Annotated in this window: 19 protein-coding genes; 10 read left to right on the top strand and 9 right to left on the bottom strand. The window is 40.0% G+C overall.

The genetic code is table 11. From position 1 onward, the window contains the following. Window positions 1–119: 119 nt before the first annotated feature. Window positions 120–1,304, top strand: coding sequence for an RNA-guided endonuclease TnpB family protein (locus C7B70_RS13890; RefSeq protein ID WP_106369630.1), 1,185 nt, complete (start codon window positions 120–122; stop codon window positions 1,302–1,304). 492 nt (window positions 1,305–1,796) lie between these two features. On the opposite strand, the gene C7B70_RS13885 is transcribed toward C7B70_RS13890, so the two are convergent. Continuing rightward, window positions 1,797–2,012, bottom strand: coding sequence for a hypothetical protein (locus tag C7B70_RS13885; protein ID WP_106369629.1), 216 nt, complete (start codon window positions 2,010–2,012; stop codon window positions 1,797–1,799). Between the two features lie 138 nt (window positions 2,013–2,150). Continuing rightward, window positions 2,151–2,711: an NYN domain-containing protein gene (locus C7B70_RS13880; protein WP_339376723.1), complete on the bottom strand. Its 561-nt coding sequence runs from the start codon at window positions 2,709–2,711 to the stop codon at window positions 2,151–2,153. A gap of 716 nt (window positions 2,712–3,427) precedes the next feature. Here C7B70_RS13880 and C7B70_RS26360 point away from each other — a divergent pair. Together C7B70_RS26360 and C7B70_RS13870 are read left to right on the top strand one after the other, a co-directional pair. Continuing rightward, window positions 3,428–3,592 carry a hypothetical protein gene (locus tag C7B70_RS26360; RefSeq protein ID WP_158260500.1) on the top strand — a complete coding sequence of 55 codons (165 nt, stop codon included), beginning with the start codon at window positions 3,428–3,430 and terminating at the stop codon, window positions 3,590–3,592. Window positions 3,593–3,749: 157 nt separating this feature from the next. After that, window positions 3,750–5,369, top strand: coding sequence for an FAD-binding domain-containing protein (locus tag C7B70_RS13870; protein WP_106369626.1), 1,620 nt, complete (start codon window positions 3,750–3,752; stop codon window positions 5,367–5,369). Between the two features lie 19 nt (window positions 5,370–5,388). Here C7B70_RS13870 and C7B70_RS13865 read toward each other — a convergent pair whose 3' ends face one another. Beyond that, complete coding sequence (locus C7B70_RS13865; RefSeq protein WP_106369625.1) at window positions 5,389–6,213, bottom strand: SDR family oxidoreductase; 825 nt, start codon at window positions 6,211–6,213, stop codon at window positions 5,389–5,391. Window positions 6,214–6,755: 542 nt separating this feature from the next. On the opposite strand from C7B70_RS13865, the gene C7B70_RS13860 reads away from it, so the two are divergent. Beyond that, window positions 6,756–6,968, top strand: coding sequence for a Lar family restriction alleviation protein (locus tag C7B70_RS13860; RefSeq protein ID WP_158260499.1), 213 nt, complete (start codon window positions 6,756–6,758; stop codon window positions 6,966–6,968). A gap of 128 nt (window positions 6,969–7,096) precedes the next feature. Here C7B70_RS13860 and C7B70_RS28765 read toward each other — a convergent pair whose 3' ends face one another. After that, window positions 7,097–7,219: a zinc ribbon domain-containing protein gene (locus tag C7B70_RS28765; protein WP_199192265.1), complete on the bottom strand. Its 123-nt coding sequence runs from the start codon at window positions 7,217–7,219 to the stop codon at window positions 7,097–7,099. Window positions 7,220–7,226: 7 nt separating this feature from the next. Beyond that, window positions 7,227–7,463 carry a hypothetical protein gene (locus C7B70_RS27035; RefSeq protein WP_199192263.1) on the bottom strand — a complete coding sequence of 79 codons (237 nt, stop codon included), beginning with the start codon at window positions 7,461–7,463 and terminating at the stop codon, window positions 7,227–7,229. Between the two features lie 318 nt (window positions 7,464–7,781). On the opposite strand from C7B70_RS27035, the gene C7B70_RS27030 reads away from it, so the two are divergent. Further along, a complete protein-coding gene (locus tag C7B70_RS27030) occupies window positions 7,782–8,003 on the top strand; it encodes a transposase family protein (protein WP_199192262.1) in 222 nt (73 codons plus the stop codon). Between the two features lie 133 nt (window positions 8,004–8,136). Here the strand turns inward: C7B70_RS27030 and C7B70_RS13845 are convergent, their stop codons facing one another. The 4 genes from C7B70_RS13845 to C7B70_RS25960 all read right to left on the bottom strand — a co-directional run bounded on the left by C7B70_RS13845 (window position 8,137) and on the right by C7B70_RS25960 (window position 11,192). Then, on the bottom strand, window positions 8,137–10,065 hold the full coding sequence (locus C7B70_RS13845) for a galactose oxidase-like domain-containing protein (RefSeq protein ID WP_106369623.1): 1,929 nt from the start codon (window positions 10,063–10,065) through the stop codon (window positions 8,137–8,139). A gap of 542 nt (window positions 10,066–10,607) precedes the next feature. Further along, window positions 10,608–10,751 carry a DDE-type integrase/transposase/recombinase gene (locus C7B70_RS28370; RefSeq protein WP_106369622.1) on the bottom strand — a complete coding sequence of 48 codons (144 nt, stop codon included), beginning with the start codon at window positions 10,749–10,751 and terminating at the stop codon, window positions 10,608–10,610. Further along, window positions 10,721–10,876, bottom strand: a complete 156-nt coding sequence (locus C7B70_RS28760; protein ID WP_158260497.1) for a hypothetical protein — start codon at window positions 10,874–10,876, stop codon at window positions 10,721–10,723. Before C7B70_RS28760 ends, C7B70_RS28370 begins: the two co-directional genes overlap by 31 nt. 16 nt (window positions 10,877–10,892) lie before the next feature. After that, window positions 10,893–11,192, bottom strand: coding sequence for an IS6 family transposase (locus C7B70_RS25960; protein WP_146134053.1), 300 nt, complete (start codon window positions 11,190–11,192; stop codon window positions 10,893–10,895). 426 nt (window positions 11,193–11,618) lie between these two features. Between C7B70_RS25960 and hepA the strand changes: the two genes are divergently transcribed. From hepA to C7B70_RS13810, 5 genes are all read left to right on the top strand, one after another. Continuing rightward, a complete protein-coding gene (gene hepA / locus C7B70_RS13830) occupies window positions 11,619–13,469 on the top strand; it encodes a heterocyst formation ABC transporter subunit HepA (RefSeq protein WP_106369620.1) in 1,851 nt (616 codons plus the stop codon). Window positions 13,470–13,573: 104 nt separating this feature from the next. Then, window positions 13,574–14,821 (top strand): polysaccharide pyruvyl transferase family protein, encoded by a 1,248-nt coding sequence (locus C7B70_RS13825; RefSeq protein ID WP_158260496.1) that lies wholly within the window; start codon window positions 13,574–13,576, stop codon window positions 14,819–14,821. A gap of 205 nt (window positions 14,822–15,026) precedes the next feature. Beyond that, window positions 15,027–16,064: a glycosyltransferase gene (locus C7B70_RS13820; RefSeq protein WP_233220930.1), complete on the top strand. Its 1,038-nt coding sequence runs from the start codon at window positions 15,027–15,029 to the stop codon at window positions 16,062–16,064. A 111-nt stretch (window positions 16,065–16,175) separates the two neighbouring features. Next, on the top strand, window positions 16,176–17,174 hold the full coding sequence (locus tag C7B70_RS13815; RefSeq protein ID WP_199192261.1) for a glycosyltransferase family 4 protein: 999 nt from the start codon (window positions 16,176–16,178) through the stop codon (window positions 17,172–17,174). 287 nt (window positions 17,175–17,461) lie between these two features. Continuing rightward, window positions 17,462–18,559 (top strand): glycosyltransferase, encoded by a 1,098-nt coding sequence (locus C7B70_RS13810; RefSeq protein ID WP_106369616.1) that lies wholly within the window; start codon window positions 17,462–17,464, stop codon window positions 18,557–18,559. Window positions 18,560–18,594 lie beyond the last annotated feature (35 nt).

Raw genomic sequence — 18,594 nt, 5'->3', positions numbered from 1 at the left:
TCTTTTTATTATAAGGAATATGCTGAAAACCCTTCGGCTTTAGCCAAGGGATGAAAGCTTATAGTGGGATTTATCCTACCTAAATACAATCTTACATAACTATATGTTAAAATGTAAGGATGCAAAAAGCCTACCGCTATCGTGTCTACCCAACCCCCGAACAAGAATCTCTCTTGCGTCGGACAATGGGTTGCGCGCGACTGGTCTATAACCGAGCGCTGGCGGCAAGAAATCAAGGCTGGTATGAACGGCAGGAGAAAATAGACTACATAAAGACTTCTGCGATGCTCACCCAATGGAAAAAGCAAGAAGACTTGCAATTTCTCAATGAGGTAAGCAGCGTACCTTTGCAACAGGGGCTTAGGCACTTGCAAAAAGCTTTTGCTAACTTTTGGACGGGAACAGCTAAGTACCCGAACTTCAAGAAAAAGCATAACGGCGGTAGTGCTGAGTTTACTAAATCCGCTTTCAAGTGGAAGGATGGCTGCGTTTGGTTGGCTAAGTGTGCTGAAGCATTGCCTATCCGCCAGTGTAGACAATTGCCCAAGGGATGCGAACCATCGACCATAACCGTTAAATTGGATGCTTCGGGACGCTTTCACGTTTCTTTGCTCGTAGACACGGTTATTGAACCACTGCCAAAAACTGATAAAACTATCGGTCTTGACGTGGGGATAACTAGCTTGATTGCTACGAGTAACGGAGACAAAATTGCCAACCCTAAGCACTTTAAGCGGCTGCGTTCTAAGCTCAGACGGGTACAAAAATCGTTATCTCGCAAACAGAAGGGGTCGAACAACTCGCGCGTACAAAGGCAGAAAATAGCAAAAGTACACAGCAGAATAACTGATAGTAGAAAAGACTTTTTGCATAAGCTGACAACTCAACTGGTACGTGAAAACCAAACCATCGTGGTTGAGGATTTGGCAATTAAGAATATGGTCAAAAACCATAAGTTGGCGTTGCATATTAGCGACGCTAGTTGGGGCGAACTTGTCCGTCAACTTGGTTACAAGTGCGAGTGGTATGGGCGTGAATTGATTAAAATCGACCGATGGTTTCCCTCCTCTAAAAGGTGCGGGAACTGTGGGCATATTGTAGATAAAATGCCGTTGAATATTAGAGAGTGGGAGTGTCCTAGATGCTCTGTAATCCATGATCGTGATATTAACGCAAGTAAGAATATTCTGGCGGCAGGGCTTGCCGTGTCAGTCTGTGGAGCGAATATAAGACCTGAAGGGCTTGAGTCTGAAGGGCAGTTGCGAAAGTCCGGTAACGGAAAGAAACAGAAACCTAAGCCGTGAGTCTTAGGAATCCCCGTGCATTCATGCCGGGGAGGAGGTCAATATTAACTAAGTGAGTTAGGGAAGGCTATATGTCTTTATGCCTGAAAACTATGAAGTTTTATGTTGCTAGCGAGGAGTGCCTTTAAATTGAGCTTATTCTGAGCATTGCGGCGTTGCTAAATTTAGAGCGCGAAAATGATTTTGCGTGATTTCAAAACCAATGTAGTTGCGTTGCAACGTCTCGTTGCCAAAATTCATACATCTAATCAGCAACGCCAGCATTGCTAAATAAGAAAAATAATGTCAGCCGCAAGCATTTAAAAGGCTTACTCACCTTTTTATGCAGTAACCTTTGCACATCAATAAAGATTCGTCCGCGTTGGAAAATAACTACTCTTTAAAGTATCATCGCACTTATGAGAAGTTCGCTCTTATTAAAATTAGCAGTTAATGTAATGGATGGACTTAGTTTTGAATTTACTTGCACAAATAGGTTAACTTTTTTCGCTTTTACCCTAAACGTGCTTGGGCATCTTCACGAATAAGTGGAATTCTGGAATAGATGTAAGCTTTAACATTGCAGAGTTCTTCAACATTAAGCCGCTTGCTGTCTGCAAGCTGTACCAGTAAATGTTCCAACAGTTCCACATCACTAAGTTTTAGAAGAAAACTGGCATGAGTTTCTTCAATCACAGACCAGACGTAACGTAATATTGAAGGAGTCATAGGTCGTATCCTCGTTGTACTGGCTTGCTGATTCACTCTTTACATCCAAAAATAGTTTAATAAATAATCAATTTATTGTTTACCATTGCCTCTATTCCAGCAATATCTATTAATTTTCTGAGACTGGTGTTTAATCATCTAATCTGCTGTTAATTGAATGTTTTGTTTAATTTCTTTAAGGTCGCTATAGTAATCAGCAACACTGAGCAGGCTGTCACTACTCGTTAAGCCTAAACTGATCACTTCAACTCTGATTCCTTGGTAAGAAACAGCATTAACAGCATAGGTAAGCTCCTCCTCTCCACTTAAGAGAACAAAAGTATCGCAATCTTTTGCTAAGGTCAGCATATCGATAGCTATCTCGACTTCTAGATTCGCCTTTTTTGAACCATCTGGATGTTGAATTAGCTCTTTTGCAACCACACGGTAGCCACTACGCCGCATCCAGAGCAGAAAGCTCTGCTGTCTTTTGTTTGTGCTATCAACAGATGTGTAGAAATAAGCCCGAAGCAGCTTACGCTTTTTGGTTAAATAGTGAAGTAGTTTAGTGTAATCAATTTTAATATTGAGGTGTGTTGTTGCCGAAACCAAATTTGAGCCATCTATAAAAATGGCAACACGCTCTTGACTGTCACTGGAAATATTCGGTTTTTCAACAACATTCAACTGTGGCTGCTCAAATAATCGCTGTTGCTCCAACTTTGAACCTAACTTATTGGGTCGCTGGGGGCGTGAAAGTGGGAACATTGTACAACTGCTCGGTACGCATTTTTTATTAAAGAGATATGTGAAAATCAGTTGATTTAGACTAGGTTGGAAACACTTTTGCACAATTGTTAAAAACCGAGATTATCAATTTGATTCACTTTTGTATAAGCTGATGGCGTAAGTTATTTATCCTAACTACACGCAGGTTTTTAAACTAGGAAGAAAGTAGCCCTTTTTATACCTTTTGCGTAAATGTGCATATGTAGAAAGTCAAACATATTTGACTTCTCAAATTCAATTTCCAGGTTGATTAATGTATTCACTGGTCTAAATATACTTTTACTTGAGGGAGAAATTTGGAAGATATACCTAGGTACTTTTAATATTAGTTCTCCATCCTGTATGGACAGTTCCCAAACACTTCCTGTCTTGGGGTTAAGGAAAAAACCTGTTTTGGTTACAAGCTCTTGATCTATAAGCTCAATTAAACTTGAGGACTTACTCATGATTTTTCTTACCTACACTAAAAATTTAAAAAAAAAGGATAATAGTTAAAGATTGAGAAAGTTTGCAATGCTTATTTTAAGCTGCTGAACTGATACAGTTCAAAACTGTTATGTGTAACTTAGGTTTTGCTTCTGGAAGGGATTTTCATAATAAATAGCTTGTAATTATATGCAAGTATAAAGAAACTAAGTGAAGATTTTGTGAAGGGATTAATAGATAGTCCACAAATGTGTCTAAAGTGGTATCGAACTGTTACAGGCAAGCTGATTGCTGATTTTCAGGGATTACTCAAGAACACAAATCCAGCTACTTTGACATTGAGTAAGCTTACCGAGATATTCGTAGCATTGCGCGATCGCGAGTAGTTGACTCTGAACTACTACAAGCCTGCTTAGAAGCAGTAGATGCAGACTGGCGTACCAATCAGAAATAATCCCCTCAAATGCGATCGCTTCCAGCAGTGCCGTAGGCAATCGCCTGCAAAGAATTAGAATAGTAGTACAAAAATAGTACAGGTGGTAAATGCACATCCTCTGGTTCCGTCGAGATTTACGTTTGAGTGACAACGAAATAGTTGCTTTATCTACCGCCGATAACGCGGAGGTTTTGCCTTGCTTCATCATCGATCCCTGGTTCTACGGGCAAGCAGAAGTGGGCAAAGCCAGAGTTAAATTCTTATTTGAGTCTCTGGAAAACTTGGATGCTAATCTTAAAGCGCGGGGAAGTCAACTCTATTTATTGGAAGGTAATAGCCTTAGTGTAATTCAAGAGCTTACACGCCAATTACTAAAACAGGGCGATCGCCCTAAACTGTTTTTCAATCATGATGTCCAGGTGCAGTATGGCATTGAGCGCGATTGCCAAATCATAGATTTTTACCGCCAACACAATCTCGATTACCACCAAGGACTAAACAACTTCTTGCAAACTGATAAAAACCGCCGCGATGAGTGGATGGAGGAATGCTACACCTATTTACGACAACCGTTGCATCCAACAGCAGAACGCATTAATACGCCCCAGCAGCAAGACATTCCTCAGCTTACCTTCAGCGAGTTGAAGCAAAAGTATAGCCAATTTTGGGAAGCGGAAAGTTTTGGGGAGGCAGCAGCCTCCCAAAACCTTTTCAAGAGAACAGAGAATAGCTATTTTAGTGGCGGCGAGACACAGGCGATCGCTACCTTAAACTCGTTTCTTGATTCCCGCTTTCATGGGTATCATTGGAAAATATCGCGTCCTTGGCTGACTCAACAGGGTGCTACATCCCACTTATCGCCTCACTTAACTTTCGGTACTGTCTCTGTTCGCCAAGTCTACCAAAGTACCAAAGCTAAAGCCGCCGAATTAGCAAATAACCCCAAAGCTCAGTTTTCTCTCAAAGCATTCCGCGATCGCCTGCGCTGGCACGATAGTTTTACTCAACGGCTTTATTTTCACCCAGAATTAGTACACATCAACCGTTATCCAGAGTTTGATGATTATTATTCGCCAGCCGAATTAAATGAGGAAAAGCAGGAGTTATTTACTGCCTGGAAAGAAGGGCAAACAGGTTTCCCCTTGGTTGATGCGTCAATGCGACAACTCAAAACAATGGGGTGGATGAACTTTAGAATGAGGGCGATGTGCGCTACTTTCTTATGTATTAACTGCGGCATTTCTTGGCATCACGGCGCAGAGCATTACATGAGGTATTTAGTCGATGGTGATCTAGCAATAGACAATTGGCAATGGCAGATGCAAGCAGGGGTAACAAATCCTTTGTCAGATACTTTCCGCATCTACAATCCTAATAAAAATTTAGAGGAGAAAGACGGCGATCTAAAGTTTATTTACCACTGGGTTGAAGAACTGCGCGGCTACAATTTGTCAGAAATCCTCAACGGAGCATATTTAAACGAAAGTCCATACCCAGAGCCAATACTAGACTGGGCGCAGACTCGAAAGACTAACGGCAAAATTGTCTCAGACTTGCGGAAGCGGGTGAAAGTGCGATTGTTAACCGAGCAGGGAGTGGAGCTAGAGCAAGCAGCGATCGCGCGTGAGACTGTAGATAAGTATTGGGAGAATAAGGACAAGCAATACCAACAGTACAAACAAGAACAGAATCATCTTGGTGAATTATTAAAGGAAGTTTTGAATTAGACCCCCTTTAACAAAAAGCTTAGTGTGAGGTGTTTCTAGCGTATCTAAGTCTTTGATAACGCTTTTGTCTTTCCTGAGATAAAGGCGCAGCCATTAGTAAGACTTTCTCCACCAACATGGGAGCAATACGGTTGAACCATACGGCTAGATGACTTTGCCATCCCACCAAAATTTCCGGTTCGTCTTTACGCAATCCGGCAATTAGCCTAGTTGCCACTTGTTTGGAAGTCATCGGTACTACCCACCGAAATAACTTTAATTCTCGCACCATATCAGTGTCCGTTAAAGATGGTAACAAAGCTGTTACCCGAATATTATGTGCGGCTAATTCACCACGCAAAGCTTGGGTAAACCCTAAAATTGCAAACTTAGTGGCGGAATAAGTAGCCATTGTCGGCGCGGCAATCTTGCCCATTAGACTAGAAACGTTAACAATGTTTCCTTCTCTTTGTCTTGCCATACGGCGGGCAACTATACGAGTAAGAGTGTACATCCCGACTAAATTAACGGCAAGTTCTTCCTGCATTTGCGGTAATTGAGATTGCAAGAAAGGAGTTTGATGTGCAACTCCAGCACAGTTGACAAGCAAATGAATTGGCCCATAATCTCGCCATGCTTGTGCCAGCGCAGTATTAACTTCTACAGGCTTTGTCAAATCCAAAGCTAAAATCTCAACTTCCACGCCAAGCTCGCAAACGAGAGTTGCCACTTCAGCTAACTTAGCTTGATCCCGTGCCAGCAATAACAGGCGTTTTACTCCTGAAACTGCTAATTCCAGTGCGATCGCTTTTCCTATGCCACGACTGGCTCCAGTAATTAAAGCTGTCTTTCCTTGAATATCCATGACTAAAACCTCCTTGCTCATTATTATTAGTGGACTGCTAACCAGTGTCAGGCTGGGAAAAAACTAGATTGAAGCGGAGCATGAAAGGAATATCTCCTAAATACAATCATTGACAAAAGTAACTTGGTAAACACACCCTAGCAACGGGATCAAGTATCTGCAACATTTATTAATAGAATTGAAAAACTGTAATATTGTTATACAAAGTTCTCAGAGACTGGCATGATGAGCAGAAGAAGCAGAAGTACCTGTCTGCCCAAGGCATTGACTCCTCTTATCATCGTAGTTTTGTAGTTAGTTAGGAAAACTATGAGAAGGCATAATTATAATAAAGTCATTACCATTGGGTTTCGCCAGGGAAAATTAGACCAAAGCAGCAGTTATAGTCGGCACTGATTTTAAAATAGAAGTCACTCTTCAAAACGCGAAATTATTTATTTGGGAGTGCGCTGTTTGTTCAAGCTTATTTTTTAGGGAAGAAGAACAATCAATTTTTTCTGTTCCGTTGTATACTTGCTTAGTCAGTTTGAATTACCCGTAGCGTGAACAGCAAAATAATAGAAGCTAAAGATTACTTTTTACCCTGTCCATTTTGTGGTGACTCAGAGATGGAAATCGTTGAATCACTATTTGAGGACAGCAATGATTGTTATGAACTTGTGGTTTATTGCGTGTGTGGCGCACAAGGTCCAGCAGCAAAAACCGAGGATGAAGCAACATTGAAGTGGAATAGTCGTTTAAAGACTAAGAAGTAAGTTAGAAATTTGTGAACAACCTCCCACTAATTGTCACAGCTTAGTTGGGAATAGGAAGAGACTGAAGCCGGAATTGCTACAGGATACGTGTAAAAACCTGCAAGATAGACCTCTAAGCGTTGTCTAGACTAGCTTTGAAAATCAGATTCAGCCTTATAAGCAGCACCACAAAAAGGACAGAACCGATGCTTGAGAGAAGCAATCGTTTCCTGACAATGACTACAACGATCTCGGAGCGCAGAACCACACAGAAAGCAGTTATTTAGCCCTCACTTCCATCCAGAGTGGATCTGGAGGCGTTCCAGGAGTCCAGCACGGCGCACAAAATTTGAGTTGAATTACAATCGGAGTACCACGACAGACCGCCTCTAAATATTCCACCGGAACTTGCAAAGCACTCGCTAAACTACTTTTACTGTAAGAACTCAGTTTTGCTGTCAGCCCACGTTCGATTTTCCCCACGCTTTGTAAATGAATACCAGCAATAGCTGCCAATTCCGGTAGTGCAAAATATGTAAGGATAAGTGTAAAGAGTGTGTAGAGATTGTAGGAGTCAGGAGCAGCTAAACTGTCAGGCGGGTCAGAAAAAATAGCCCTGCTAACCTTCCAGAGTTTTTTCTTTCAATTCTTTTATTCATAATCATCGGAAAGTGACAGAAGAGGAATATCAGGACAAATTATTTGTACTGCTTTTGACAAAGGACGAGTACATGATTTTCGCTTGCTCAAACAAGTTCGATTACCAATGTTACCGTCGCAGTTATGTTTAGCTGACAAGGGATATCAAGGCATTGCCAAACTCCATTCAAGCAGTTGCACCCTAACAAAAAAACCCGTAAAGCAAAGCTTGATAAGTTCGAGCGTCAATACAACCGTTTGTTAGCTCAATTACGGGTGATGGCTGAACACGTTAATCGACGGCTAAAGATTTTCCGCATTTTAGCGGAGCGCTATCGTAACCGTCGTAAGCACTTTGGCTTGCGCTTTAACTTGATTGCAGCAATCCTTAACTTTGAACTTGCCCTCACTTCCTGATTTACGCAAGAGGTCTAATGATTTTCTCGTACAGGCATTATTTTACCCTACCCTTTTTTACAACACAACCTACAACTTTACAACGTGTCCCCTTCTGCACGTATCTCGGCGACCACCATACAGGTAAGCTAACTCAAGTAATCTGGATAATTTTTGCTACTGAGGGTACACCTTCGCCATTTAAGATAAATAACATATAATAGCCTGGTGGATTCAAGTTGATTTTTGTCGGGGTTTCAATGAAAAGGCCACCTGCTGCAGGAGTAAAGTTTAAGCGGCTGATCCTCTGACCTGCATTAAACTGATGAGTCGTCGATGAGAGCCGTATCCACGTTACTTTGGAGATACTTGCTGCATCTGGTGTCTGTATAGTAAATGTTTGATTGTAACTGACATTTGCGGGAGCAGAAGTAATTACAGGGCGCGTACCCTTAAATAGATAGGGCGGCGAGTAGATTTCTGCATCGTAGTTACCTTGTTTGGTAAGGGGATCGTCTGCTGCACCACTTCCTATTGGTAGACCTCCACCTGCTAAAACTACCCGCCCATCTGGCAACAATACTGCCGTCGAGTGGTAGGTTCGCCGCTTTTTCATACTAGCAACTGTTGTCCACTGCGTTGTTTGTGGGTCCCACATCTCCGCAGCAAGTACAGCGCCAGTAGTATTATTGAAACTGCCCGAACTAGTACCACCTGTTACAAGTACTTTTTCATCCGGCAAAAGTGTAGCGTTATGGTGTCGCCGCGCAAATTGCATAGGAAATACAGGTATCCAATTACTAGACGTGAACAGTTCAACAACCTCAGAAGTTTTAGTAGGTGGACCATACTTATCATGACTGCCACCGACAATTAATACCTTACCATCGCCGTACATTAGTGACGATCCATAATAGCGGTTACCGAATTTACTGTTAGATATCGTACTCCATTTGCCAGTTCCTGTAGTGTCTAGGGCGCGTGTGGTCTGAGTGGGACCAGAGTTAAAAATTCTACCACTGGGAGCGACAAAATTCCAAGCATAGGGGTTGACAGGTAGGCCAAGTACCGCACTACTTAAAGTTCTTAAACTCTGAGTGCCGCCAGCTTCCCAAACTTGAGAAATTGTGTTCAAGGTACTCCCAGTAATACTTCCGCCAACTATCACTCCTTCTCCACTCCCGTTATAAGTGACGGTAGGATACCAGCGACCTGAGTTCATCTTATTGGGGTATGAATTCCATGTGTTGGTAATGAAATCATAAACGTTAATATCTCGTGAGCCATCACCAGCCGTGCCGGTTGAGTGTCCTCCAGCCACCAATAATTTGCCACTTGGAGCAAAATCGTGACCGGCACAGAAAATGTCAGTTAGTAAAGCGCCAGGTTGTCCAAAGGGCGGTGAATTGGTAAATGTGTGTGTATCCGGATTCCACAAAGTATATTGTGGGGGATTGCCTAAAGACAACTTAGGGCGTGTCCAGGCTAACACCTTGCCATTGGGACCGACAGCCATATGAACTGCAACGAGCGGCCAATCCAAAGAATCTTGCCATTCTCCTGCTGCTATTGGGTCAGTTAATTGGGCTAATTTTCCGGCTAAAGCTTTAGAAGCGGGAGCCTGAGAATTTAAAGTTTCTTGCTTGCTTTTTGGGCAAGCGTATTCTTCCTCTGGAGCAGGGGTAGCGCAGATTTCCTTCCGAATTCGCTGCATTCTAGCTTCGCGCTCTGCCAAATCATCTTGCTTTGATTTCTTTTTGGTTGAACTCAAATCGTCTTGAGCAATTTGACCACTAAGGACGAGATTTGCGATCGCTTTGTCTTTTCTGACTTGCTTAAGTGTAATTAATCCTGCCTCTTCAAGCCCATGATCGCACTCTTTCTCAAGTTCCTTGTACTCGTCCTTAAGCTTCCGTTTTATTTCGCGCTTGCTAGTTCCAGTAGCAACTATCTGGGCTTCTTCTTGCAGGACATCTATACAAGCATCAACATTATGGGCTTTGAGCGGAAGAATAAAATAAAAGTTCTCAAAGGCAATGAGAGTTGTTGCTGTTAGCAATAAACGACTAGCTTTATTGTTCATATTTGTTGTTGCTGTTAGCAATAAACGACTAAATCTAATGATATATTACTCCCCTGTGACTCTGCCTGTAAGAACATAAACAGTAATCCTGATACTTAATTATTAACTTTGCTTAATGTCTCTCATAGTTGATTTTTAATTTAATGAAAACAATTTTCTATGCTTTCACACTAAGCTTTAGGAGTTTAAAAGTCAAGCATTAAAATTATTTGCTAATCAAGCTTCTCTGAGTAATTTTTCAGTATTTTGATAGAGATGTATAAAAGTTTATTTCGCTAAAGTTACAGATTTCTCCTTTAAGTTGAGTTTTTCATAGTTAGTAAAAAGGGTTGTGTTGTAAAAACTTTGTAAAGATAAAAAACCGTTGTTACAGGCGTGTTTCTATGCAACCACTCCAACGAGTCGGTTGATGCAGAAAATCCACTCTTTGACGGCTGCTTAGAAACTCCTAAAACCTATCCTTTCCATATCAGGTTGATAAGTTCATCCCCTCTAATGATTCGCTGTGCCATGTTGAATGAGCCAAATGCATTCCTGGATGACTATCGTTTTAGCCAAGGGTGGTCTTTCTCAACAATATTATTGAGATATTTTATCTGCATCAACTTCACTATTTCGGGTAACTTTTTGGCAGCAATCAGTTCCTTGATGGCTTTTAGTTCAGCAGGATTCTTATCCACAGTAATAACTTGTGGGTTTGATTATAAAAGCTTTTTAAAGTCTTAGGGAAAAAGCGTTTTGCTGCCAGAGCGTCCTGTGCTGTCAAGAGAAAGCCTAGGGTATTTCCCTGCTCATCAACGGCTCGGTACAAATATTTCTGCTTGCTTTTAACGCGCGATATAGGTTTCGTCTACCCACCACGAGTCATTTGTCGACGAACGCAAATGCGCCATAAAGCGCTTATTTAATTCTAGACTATACTCTTGTACCCAATGGGGAATTGTTATGTAGTCTACTTCCATTCCCCTCTCGTTCACCATTTCTAGGCATCTTTCGGGAAGAATCCTTCTCCCCGAAAATGCCGTGCTACTTGTTGGAAACGGAAAGCGGATAACTAAGCCAGTGTACACAACGCAGGATGATTTCGGACTGATACTGCCGCTACTAGAAGGGGATTTAGAATTCATCAGCAGCAGGCAGAATTATTTTTTCTAAGGAAATTATTTCAGCCTGCCATTTTTGCAACATAACCTGTAGAGAGCCAGGAAATTTACGGTGATGGAAATATCGATGTTATTGCTGTGATAATTTTAAAAGACTAGACATTTTAGAGTACCTAAGATAGGCTGTTTTGTTACAAGCTCCCGTATCCCATTCACTGGCATCAACGAGTGTTATATGAAAGATATAGCGATCGCATCTGTAGATGCTTGCTTACTGAAGCTAGTCTCTATAAATTAAAATCAGCTTTTGTTAATAAAGATAAATCAGAATTCGCCTTTGGCGAAGCTAAGTGAAAAAATAAATCCTGTTAAAATTAGCATCCACTGCCGCGCTTCAAAGCTGTCTCAGATTTAGCGCTGATTAAATTACAACTTTTGCTGGAAAACTGCATGCGTCTCAAACTCCCCATTCCGCTCTACAACCTAATGAAGGCTACGAGTTTCTGGCGAGATAACTACCTAATTTTGCGAGAGTTTAAAAATTTTCGTAAAATTGCTATCTTAGCTATAATATTTTCATTGCTTGCAGCAATTTTTGAAGGTTTTACAATTGGTTTAATTTCAGTTTTTCTGAGAAGTTTTACTAATCCTGATACCCCACCTTTACAGACAGGAATTAGTTGGTTTGATATTTGGTTTTTGGGAACAAATGCATCTTTTGTTGGTCGGCTATACCGAATAGGTACGCTCGTATTTTTAACAGTTTGGTTGCGTTCTAGCTTCGTTTATTTAGGAAATCTCTATATCAAACTATCCGAATTGCATTTAGGAGATGGACTACGTAAAAGTTTATTTAAACAATTTCTGAAACTAAGCTTAAGCTACTTTGCCAAAAAACGTTCTGCCGAGTTGTTTTATAGCATTAATAATGAAGTCTACCAAATCAAAATAGCTTGTAACGTAGCTGCTGCTTTTATTGCCAAGGGATTTACATTAATAGTGTACGTAACAGCAATGTTTTGGCTGTCTTGGCAGCTAACTGTTATATCTGTACTACTATTTAGTTTGTTAACAGCAAGTCTTTCTAATTTAGTGAAATGGGTGCGGGAAGTTAGCTTTGAAATATCCAAAGCTGGTAGTAATTTCAGTTCTGTGGCAATGGAATTTATTAGTGGCATTCGCACAGTGCAAGCATTTGCAACTGAAGATTTCGAGCGGAGAAAATTTTATCAAGCTTGCGAACAGGTCGAGAGTGCTAATACTAAAGCGGCAGCAGCTAGCTCGGTAGTTCAACCTCTTACTGAAGGAGTGTCTGCCACAATTTTATTGCTCATAGTTGTAGTAGCAGTAACAATTTCTGGAGAAAATGGCAGACTACAAATAGCATCTTTGCTAACGTTTTTATTTGTGTTATTGCGTTTAGGTCCGTTGGTATCGCAAATAAATGGAGCTTGGTCGAGACTTAATAGCTTTCAAGGTTCTTTAGATAATATTAAGAGCATCCTTAGAACTGATGACAAAACTTATTTAGAAAATGGTCGCATTGACTTTGATGGATTGAAGCAAGCAATTGATTTTGTTGCTGTAGATTTTGGTTATGATGCTGAAAATTTGGTACTGCACAATATCACGCTAACCATTAATCAAGGAGAAATGACAGCTTTAGTTGGAGCTTCTGGTGCTGGCAAAACAACTTTAGTAGACTTAATTCCACGATTCTACGAGCCTGTAAAAGGTAAACTTCTCATTGATGGAGTGGATCTACGGGATTTAAATATCAAATCACTGCGTCGAAAGCTGGCTATTGTTAGTCAGGATACATTTATTTTCAATACATCGGTCAAAAATAATATTGCTTACGGTTCGGAGGATGCTGATGAAGCGGCAATTATAGAAGCAGCCCAACTAGCTAACGCGCTGGAATTTATTTTAGATATGCCGAATGGTTTTGAAACCCAACTAGGCGATCGGGGGGTGCGGTTATCTGGAGGTCAGCGCCAACGGATTGCCATTGCCCGCGCTTTGTTACGCAATCCAGAAATTCTTATATTGGATGAGGCAACGAGTGCGCTAGATTCTCTGTCAGAACGGTTGATCCAAGAATCGTTAGAAAAGCTAGCTGTAGGTCGAACAGTAATTGCGATCGCTCATAGACTATCCACTATTATTCGAGCGGATAAAGTGGTAGTGCTTGAACAAGGATGTATTGTAGAACAGGGCAAGTATCAAGAGCTATTAGAACAGCGTGGCAAGCTGTGGATGTATCATCAAATGCAGTACGAATCAGGTCAAGTAAGTTAATTACAATTAAAGCTGCCACTGGTAGAATCAGGTGTTCAGAGCATTTAATCGCTTAATTGCTTAAGAGTTAGATGTTTTTTAAAGGAGAGTTGAGATTTGGGGTTATGCAAAAATCAATTATTAAAGAGCAAATCTTGTCTCAATTACTAAATACTTACGCTAATACGTTAAGAGTTTTAAAGCAGAATACAGCTGGCAATAAGTCCGCATCAGCACTATTTTTGCCACCTGACGATCCCGGTAGTCTGGGAGATGAAGCTATGCTAGCAGCAGGCATGAAACGTCTTGCCGAGCAAGGTATTAAGCGCATAGGTATAGTCAATTTAAAATCCAACGTTCGCTGGGAGAATTTGGATCTCGTTACAGAGACGATTAATCTGCGGGGTCATTTTGCCTATCACTCCTGGAAAGATCGGTTTCGCTTTGTGCAGATGGTCAGTCGCTACGATCGCTTTTATTGCATTGGGGCTGATGTCATGGATGGTTTTTACTCAGATAGTAGAACGCTCCGTTTCATCGAACTTGTGGCACTGGCAGCTAAAACCGGGGCTAGTGCAACTATTCTCGGCTTCAGCTTTAACGAACAGCCGACACCAAATTCTGTTCAGGCGCTTGCCAATCTACCCGCAAGCGTAAGACTTTGCAGCCGCGATCCTGTCTCTCACCAGCGACTAACGCACCATCTTCAACGTCGTGTTGACTTAGTAGCTGATGTTGCATTTCTGTTAGAGCCTGCTCAAGAAGATTCAGAACTAGCTACAGGTGTATCTAAATGGGTTCGCCAACAGCAAGAATTAGGACGAATGGTCGTTGGAGTCAACGCTAATTCATTGCATTTAAAAAGTCTGCCCCAATTTGGATTCGATGACTTAATTCGACTTTACGCAGATGCCTTAGTCGAGCTTTTCTCTAGCCATCCAACAATTAGCTTTCTCATGATTCCTCATGACTTTCGCGGGAAAGAAAGTGATGTATCGCTGGCATCCGCTATTTTAGAAAGATTACCAATACCTATGAATTCTTACTGCATGAAGGTTCCAACCCCCTGTAGCGCCGCAGAAATTAAGTTTATGTGTGCCGATTTAAACTTGGTTTTTACTGGTAGGATGCATTTAGCGATCGCTTGCCTGGGTCAAGGAGTGCCTGTAGCGGGTGTTACTTACCAAGGCAAGTTTGAAGGTTTGTTTAATCACTTCGCCCTGCAAGGAATGACTATTGCGCCAGAGAAAGCCTTTCAACCTGGCGCTCTAGCTGATTTTTTAGCAGGTATAATTGCCAAGCGGGAGGATATACGTCAACAGATTCAAGTTAAGTTGGCAAAAGTCCAAGCTTTGTCAAGTTTAAATTTTTAAACCCCTTATTAATGTTATTAAAATGGTTCATTCTAGAGACTTACTTGTAGTCGCTCCAACTCCTTCTCATCCAAAAGATGCAGGAAACCGCAAGCGTATATACAGTCTGTTCAAATACCTTCAAGCTAACTCCTTCAAAATCCATTACGTCTTATACAATGTTTCTCACAGTAACTCTATTTGCGATAAGTCAAACTATGATGCCATGAGAGAAGAATGGGATTACTTCGATATTGTTTTACCTAGTTCTGACTTTCCTAGCGTTTTGCAAAAATTAAAAACGAAATTTATTCGCTCTTCTCAGTATTCAGCAATACTTTCCACAGGTCTTTATTTACCCATCCAATACAAAATTGATGACTGGTGTAGTGATTCTTTAGTGAACTTTATAAATTGGAAGTGTAGTAAATTTTTCATCTCTACAATTTTTGTAGAGTATGTATTCTTAAGTAAAGTTCTTGTATCTTTACCTAAAGATATTCTTAAAATCATAGATACTCATGATGTATTTGCTAATAGGCATATCGATCTATCTAAAAACGCAATTAATTCAAAGTTTTTTACTACCTCAGCTAAGGAAGAAATCAAAGGACTTAATCGGGCAGATTTAGTTATAGCTATACAAGAAAAAGAAAAAACTTACTTTCAAAAACAAATTGATTCAGAAGTTATTGAACTAACACACATAGAAGAAAGAAAAAACATAGACAAAAAGTATACTTGTTTAAATTCTATCGGACTTATTGCTAGCTCTAATGATATTAATGTTCGTTCAATTCAAATATTTTTAGATTTAATATCAGAGAAAGAAACTCTAAGTTCACTAAAAATCTATATTGCTGGTAAGGGTTCTCTAAAAATTTCTTCTTCCTCGCCAAACGTGACAATTCTAGGGCAGATAGACAGCTTAGATTATTTTTACAATATTGCAGATTTATATGTAAATCCAATGATTGCAGGAACTGGAATTAAGATTAAATCAATAGAAGCATTCTCTTATGGTGTCCCCCTCCTGTCAACGAAAATTGGTTGTGTTGGTACAGGCAGTAATTTTGAATTTCACAATTATCCTAATCTTGAGCAATTAGTAGATCAGCTTGATAAACTTTATCTAAGTCGAACTTCTTTATCTCTTTATCAAGAGGCATCTCAATCTTGCTTTGATGATTATGAAGCAAGTCTTAAATTTCAGCTAGAGACGCTCCTAGCACGCTTGGAAAAACGAAAGCATGAATCTAATTAAAATTTTTAGAACTTAGAGTAAATAGATACTAATTGGCTAAAAAGAGGAAATATGAGGCAGACAAAGGTAGTTATAGTACCCTTTTTTACTAGAAATCCTTACCAGAAGTTATTGGCTGAACCATTAAGAAATCTAGGAGTACAGGTAGAAGAAGCTAGAGATATAAACTTTTCTTTGATAATGACAGCGATGAAATCTAAAATAGACATTATCCATCTTCACTGGCTGCACCCATTTTTTATACGGCAAGGTATGGCGAAGTCTCTCGGTAAAATGATTAAATTTATCTGCAATCTATTAATTATAAAAATACTTGGTATCAAAATTGTCTGGACTGTACATAATATTAAAGCTCATGATAACAATAATTTATTATTAGACCGATTTTGTACAACTTTTGTTGCTAACATTGCTCATGCAATCATTGTGCACTGTCAGGCAGCAGAATGCGAGTTAGTTTCAGTATTAGGGTTAAAAAATACAGATAAATTCTTTGTAGTCCCCCATGGAAACTATATTGAGTGCTACGAAAACAAAATTAGTTTTACAGAGGCACGGAAAACTCTAGATATTCCAAATTCAAACCTTGTTTTTTTATTTCTTGGAGAAATTAGACCTTACAAAGGCGTACTTGAATTAATTAAAATATTTAAACAGTTGAATCATGATGCAGCACATCTAGTAATTGCTGGTAAAGCAGGAGATAATGAATTGACTGAGTTGATTAAGCAGGAGGCACTACATTATAGCAACATTAAATTTATACCTGGTTTTGTTCCAGATAATGAAATTCAAGTTTACATGAATGCTTGTGATGCTGTTGTGTTTCCATATCAAGATGTTTTAACATCAGGCGCAGTTCTTTTAGCAATGTCATTTAGCCGTCCATGTATTGCATTAAATAAAGGCTGTATTGGAGAAACATTAGATGATTTAGGAGCTTTTCTATATAACCCAGATATAGAAGGAGACTTGTTGCGCGCAATGAGTTTTGCTATGCAAAACCATTCTAGTTTGTCAGATATGGGCAAGTATAATCGGCAGGTAGTTGAAAAATGGAATTGGAATTATGTTGCAGAGAAAACGCTTCAAGTGTATCAATCCTGTTAACAACTATTAGCTATTAAAATATAATTTTTATGTAATTATATCCAAATCAAGCTTTTTAAAATATGAATTTTATTCTCAACATTATACTCAGATACGTAATCTAGATAATAAACATAAAAAAAGATAGTTAAACTTAAAGTAATTCACATAGATTTAATTATTTAAAAGCTCTACTAAATCACGACTACTAGCGTTTTTAAAACATTCTACTGTGCTTCTGATTTAGACATGATAGCCCCACTCTTTAAAAAGTTTTAGCTTGGGAAACCCAAGACAACGTAAATAATATGCCAAAACTTCTATTTGTAACTACAATGCCTTTCTATCCTGATTCGTCGGGGGGGGCCCAACAGTCTTCACTGTATCTATTTAATAGCTTGCGAAAATTAGGCTGGCAAGTTGAAGTAGTCTGCGGTTGCTCGCTCCGTTCAACCTATTTCCGACGCACCTGGTGGCAGGCTTTTAAGCGTTTTCAAAAGCCGTCCTTTGTAATGATGGATGAGGACTTGGGTTATCCCTGTTGGCGAAGAGTTAGGAAGTTCAGTAAAGAACACCATTGGCTTGATTGGCTCGATCGACATTTACGCGAGTATAAGCCTGATGTCGTGCTTGGTCATAATAGCCCTGACTGCTTGCTCCTTAAGTTTGCAGCTTGTCAGGGCTACCCAAGTTTCTATTTTGTTAGGAGCTTAACTTCTATTGAAAATGGTGCTGTTATTCCCGAGAAAATTCATGCAATTGCTAATTCACCATTCGCTGCATCAGTAACTTCTCAGGTTACTGGTAAAGAAGTTCCAGTAGTTTTACCGTTCTTAGATCTAGATTCTTACCGGGTTACAAATCGCGAGCGCAAGTATATCTCTTTCATCAATCCCATTCCCCAGAAGGGCATTGATGTAGCCATTGAAATAGCCCGTCGTATGCCTCAAAAACGTTTTCTCTTTGTAGAAGGTAAGTGGGCGCGTTACAACGATAATCAGCGTAAAGCTTTTATGAAAAATGTTTATAGCTTACCTAATGTTGATGTTTGGGAATATCAATGGGATATGCGTCAGGTTTATGCAGTAACCGATATATTACTTGTTCCCTCCCAATTTACTGAGACTTTTGGTAGGGTAATTATCGAGGCTCAAGTAAATGGTATTCCAGTAATCGCAGCTAATGTAGGTGGTATTCCTTATACACTTGGGCAAGGTGGTATTTTAGTTGAACCGAAAGACGATGCACAGGTTTATGTGGATGCGTTACATAAGCTACACGATGACGAAAGTTTATATGCCCATCTATCAACTCTTGCCGTTCAAAATAGCGAACGGACTGAGTTTGACCCTAATTACCAAGTCGAAAACTTTATTCATTCTATTGAAAGCTATTCTTTAAAATGAGTGATTGACCTTGCATTCAACTTAACTAAATTGTA

This window comes from Chlorogloea sp. CCALA 695 (assembly GCF_003003885.1).
GTDB lineage: Bacteria > Cyanobacteriota > Cyanobacteriia > Cyanobacteriales > Chroococcidiopsidaceae > Aliterella.
The sequence above is the reverse complement of the archived record's forward strand: the minus strand, read 5'-3'. Positions and strand labels throughout refer to the sequence as shown.

Bases quoted from the DNA above. Each gene is read 5' to 3' on its own strand.
- C7B70_RS13890 (WP_106369630.1), top strand. From the start codon at position 120: ATGCAAAAAGCCTACCGCTATCGTGTCTACCCAACCCCCGAACAAGAA.
- C7B70_RS13885 (WP_106369629.1), bottom strand. From the start codon at position 2,012: ATGACTCCTTCAATATTACGTTACGTCTGGTCTGTGATTGAAGAAACT.
- C7B70_RS13870 (WP_106369626.1), top strand. From the start codon at position 3,750: ATGCACATCCTCTGGTTCCGTCGAGATTTACGTTTGAGTGACAACGAA.
- C7B70_RS13865 (WP_106369625.1), bottom strand. From the start codon at position 6,213: ATGGATATTCAAGGAAAGACAGCTTTAATTACTGGAGCCAGTCGTGGC.
- C7B70_RS13845 (WP_106369623.1), bottom strand. From the start codon at position 10,065: ATGAACAATAAAGCTAGTCGTTTATTGCTAACAGCAACAACTCTCATT.
- C7B70_RS25960 (WP_146134053.1), bottom strand. From the start codon at position 11,192: ATGAATTCTAAATCCCCTTCTAGTAGCGGCAGTATCAGTCCGAAATCA.
- hepA (WP_106369620.1), top strand. From the start codon at position 11,619: ATGCGTCTCAAACTCCCCATTCCGCTCTACAACCTAATGAAGGCTACG.
- C7B70_RS13825 (WP_158260496.1), top strand. From the start codon at position 13,574: ATGCAAAAATCAATTATTAAAGAGCAAATCTTGTCTCAATTACTAAAT.
- C7B70_RS13820 (WP_233220930.1), top strand. From the start codon at position 15,027: ATGAGAGAAGAATGGGATTACTTCGATATTGTTTTACCTAGTTCTGAC.
- C7B70_RS13810 (WP_106369616.1), top strand. From the start codon at position 17,462: ATGCCAAAACTTCTATTTGTAACTACAATGCCTTTCTATCCTGATTCG.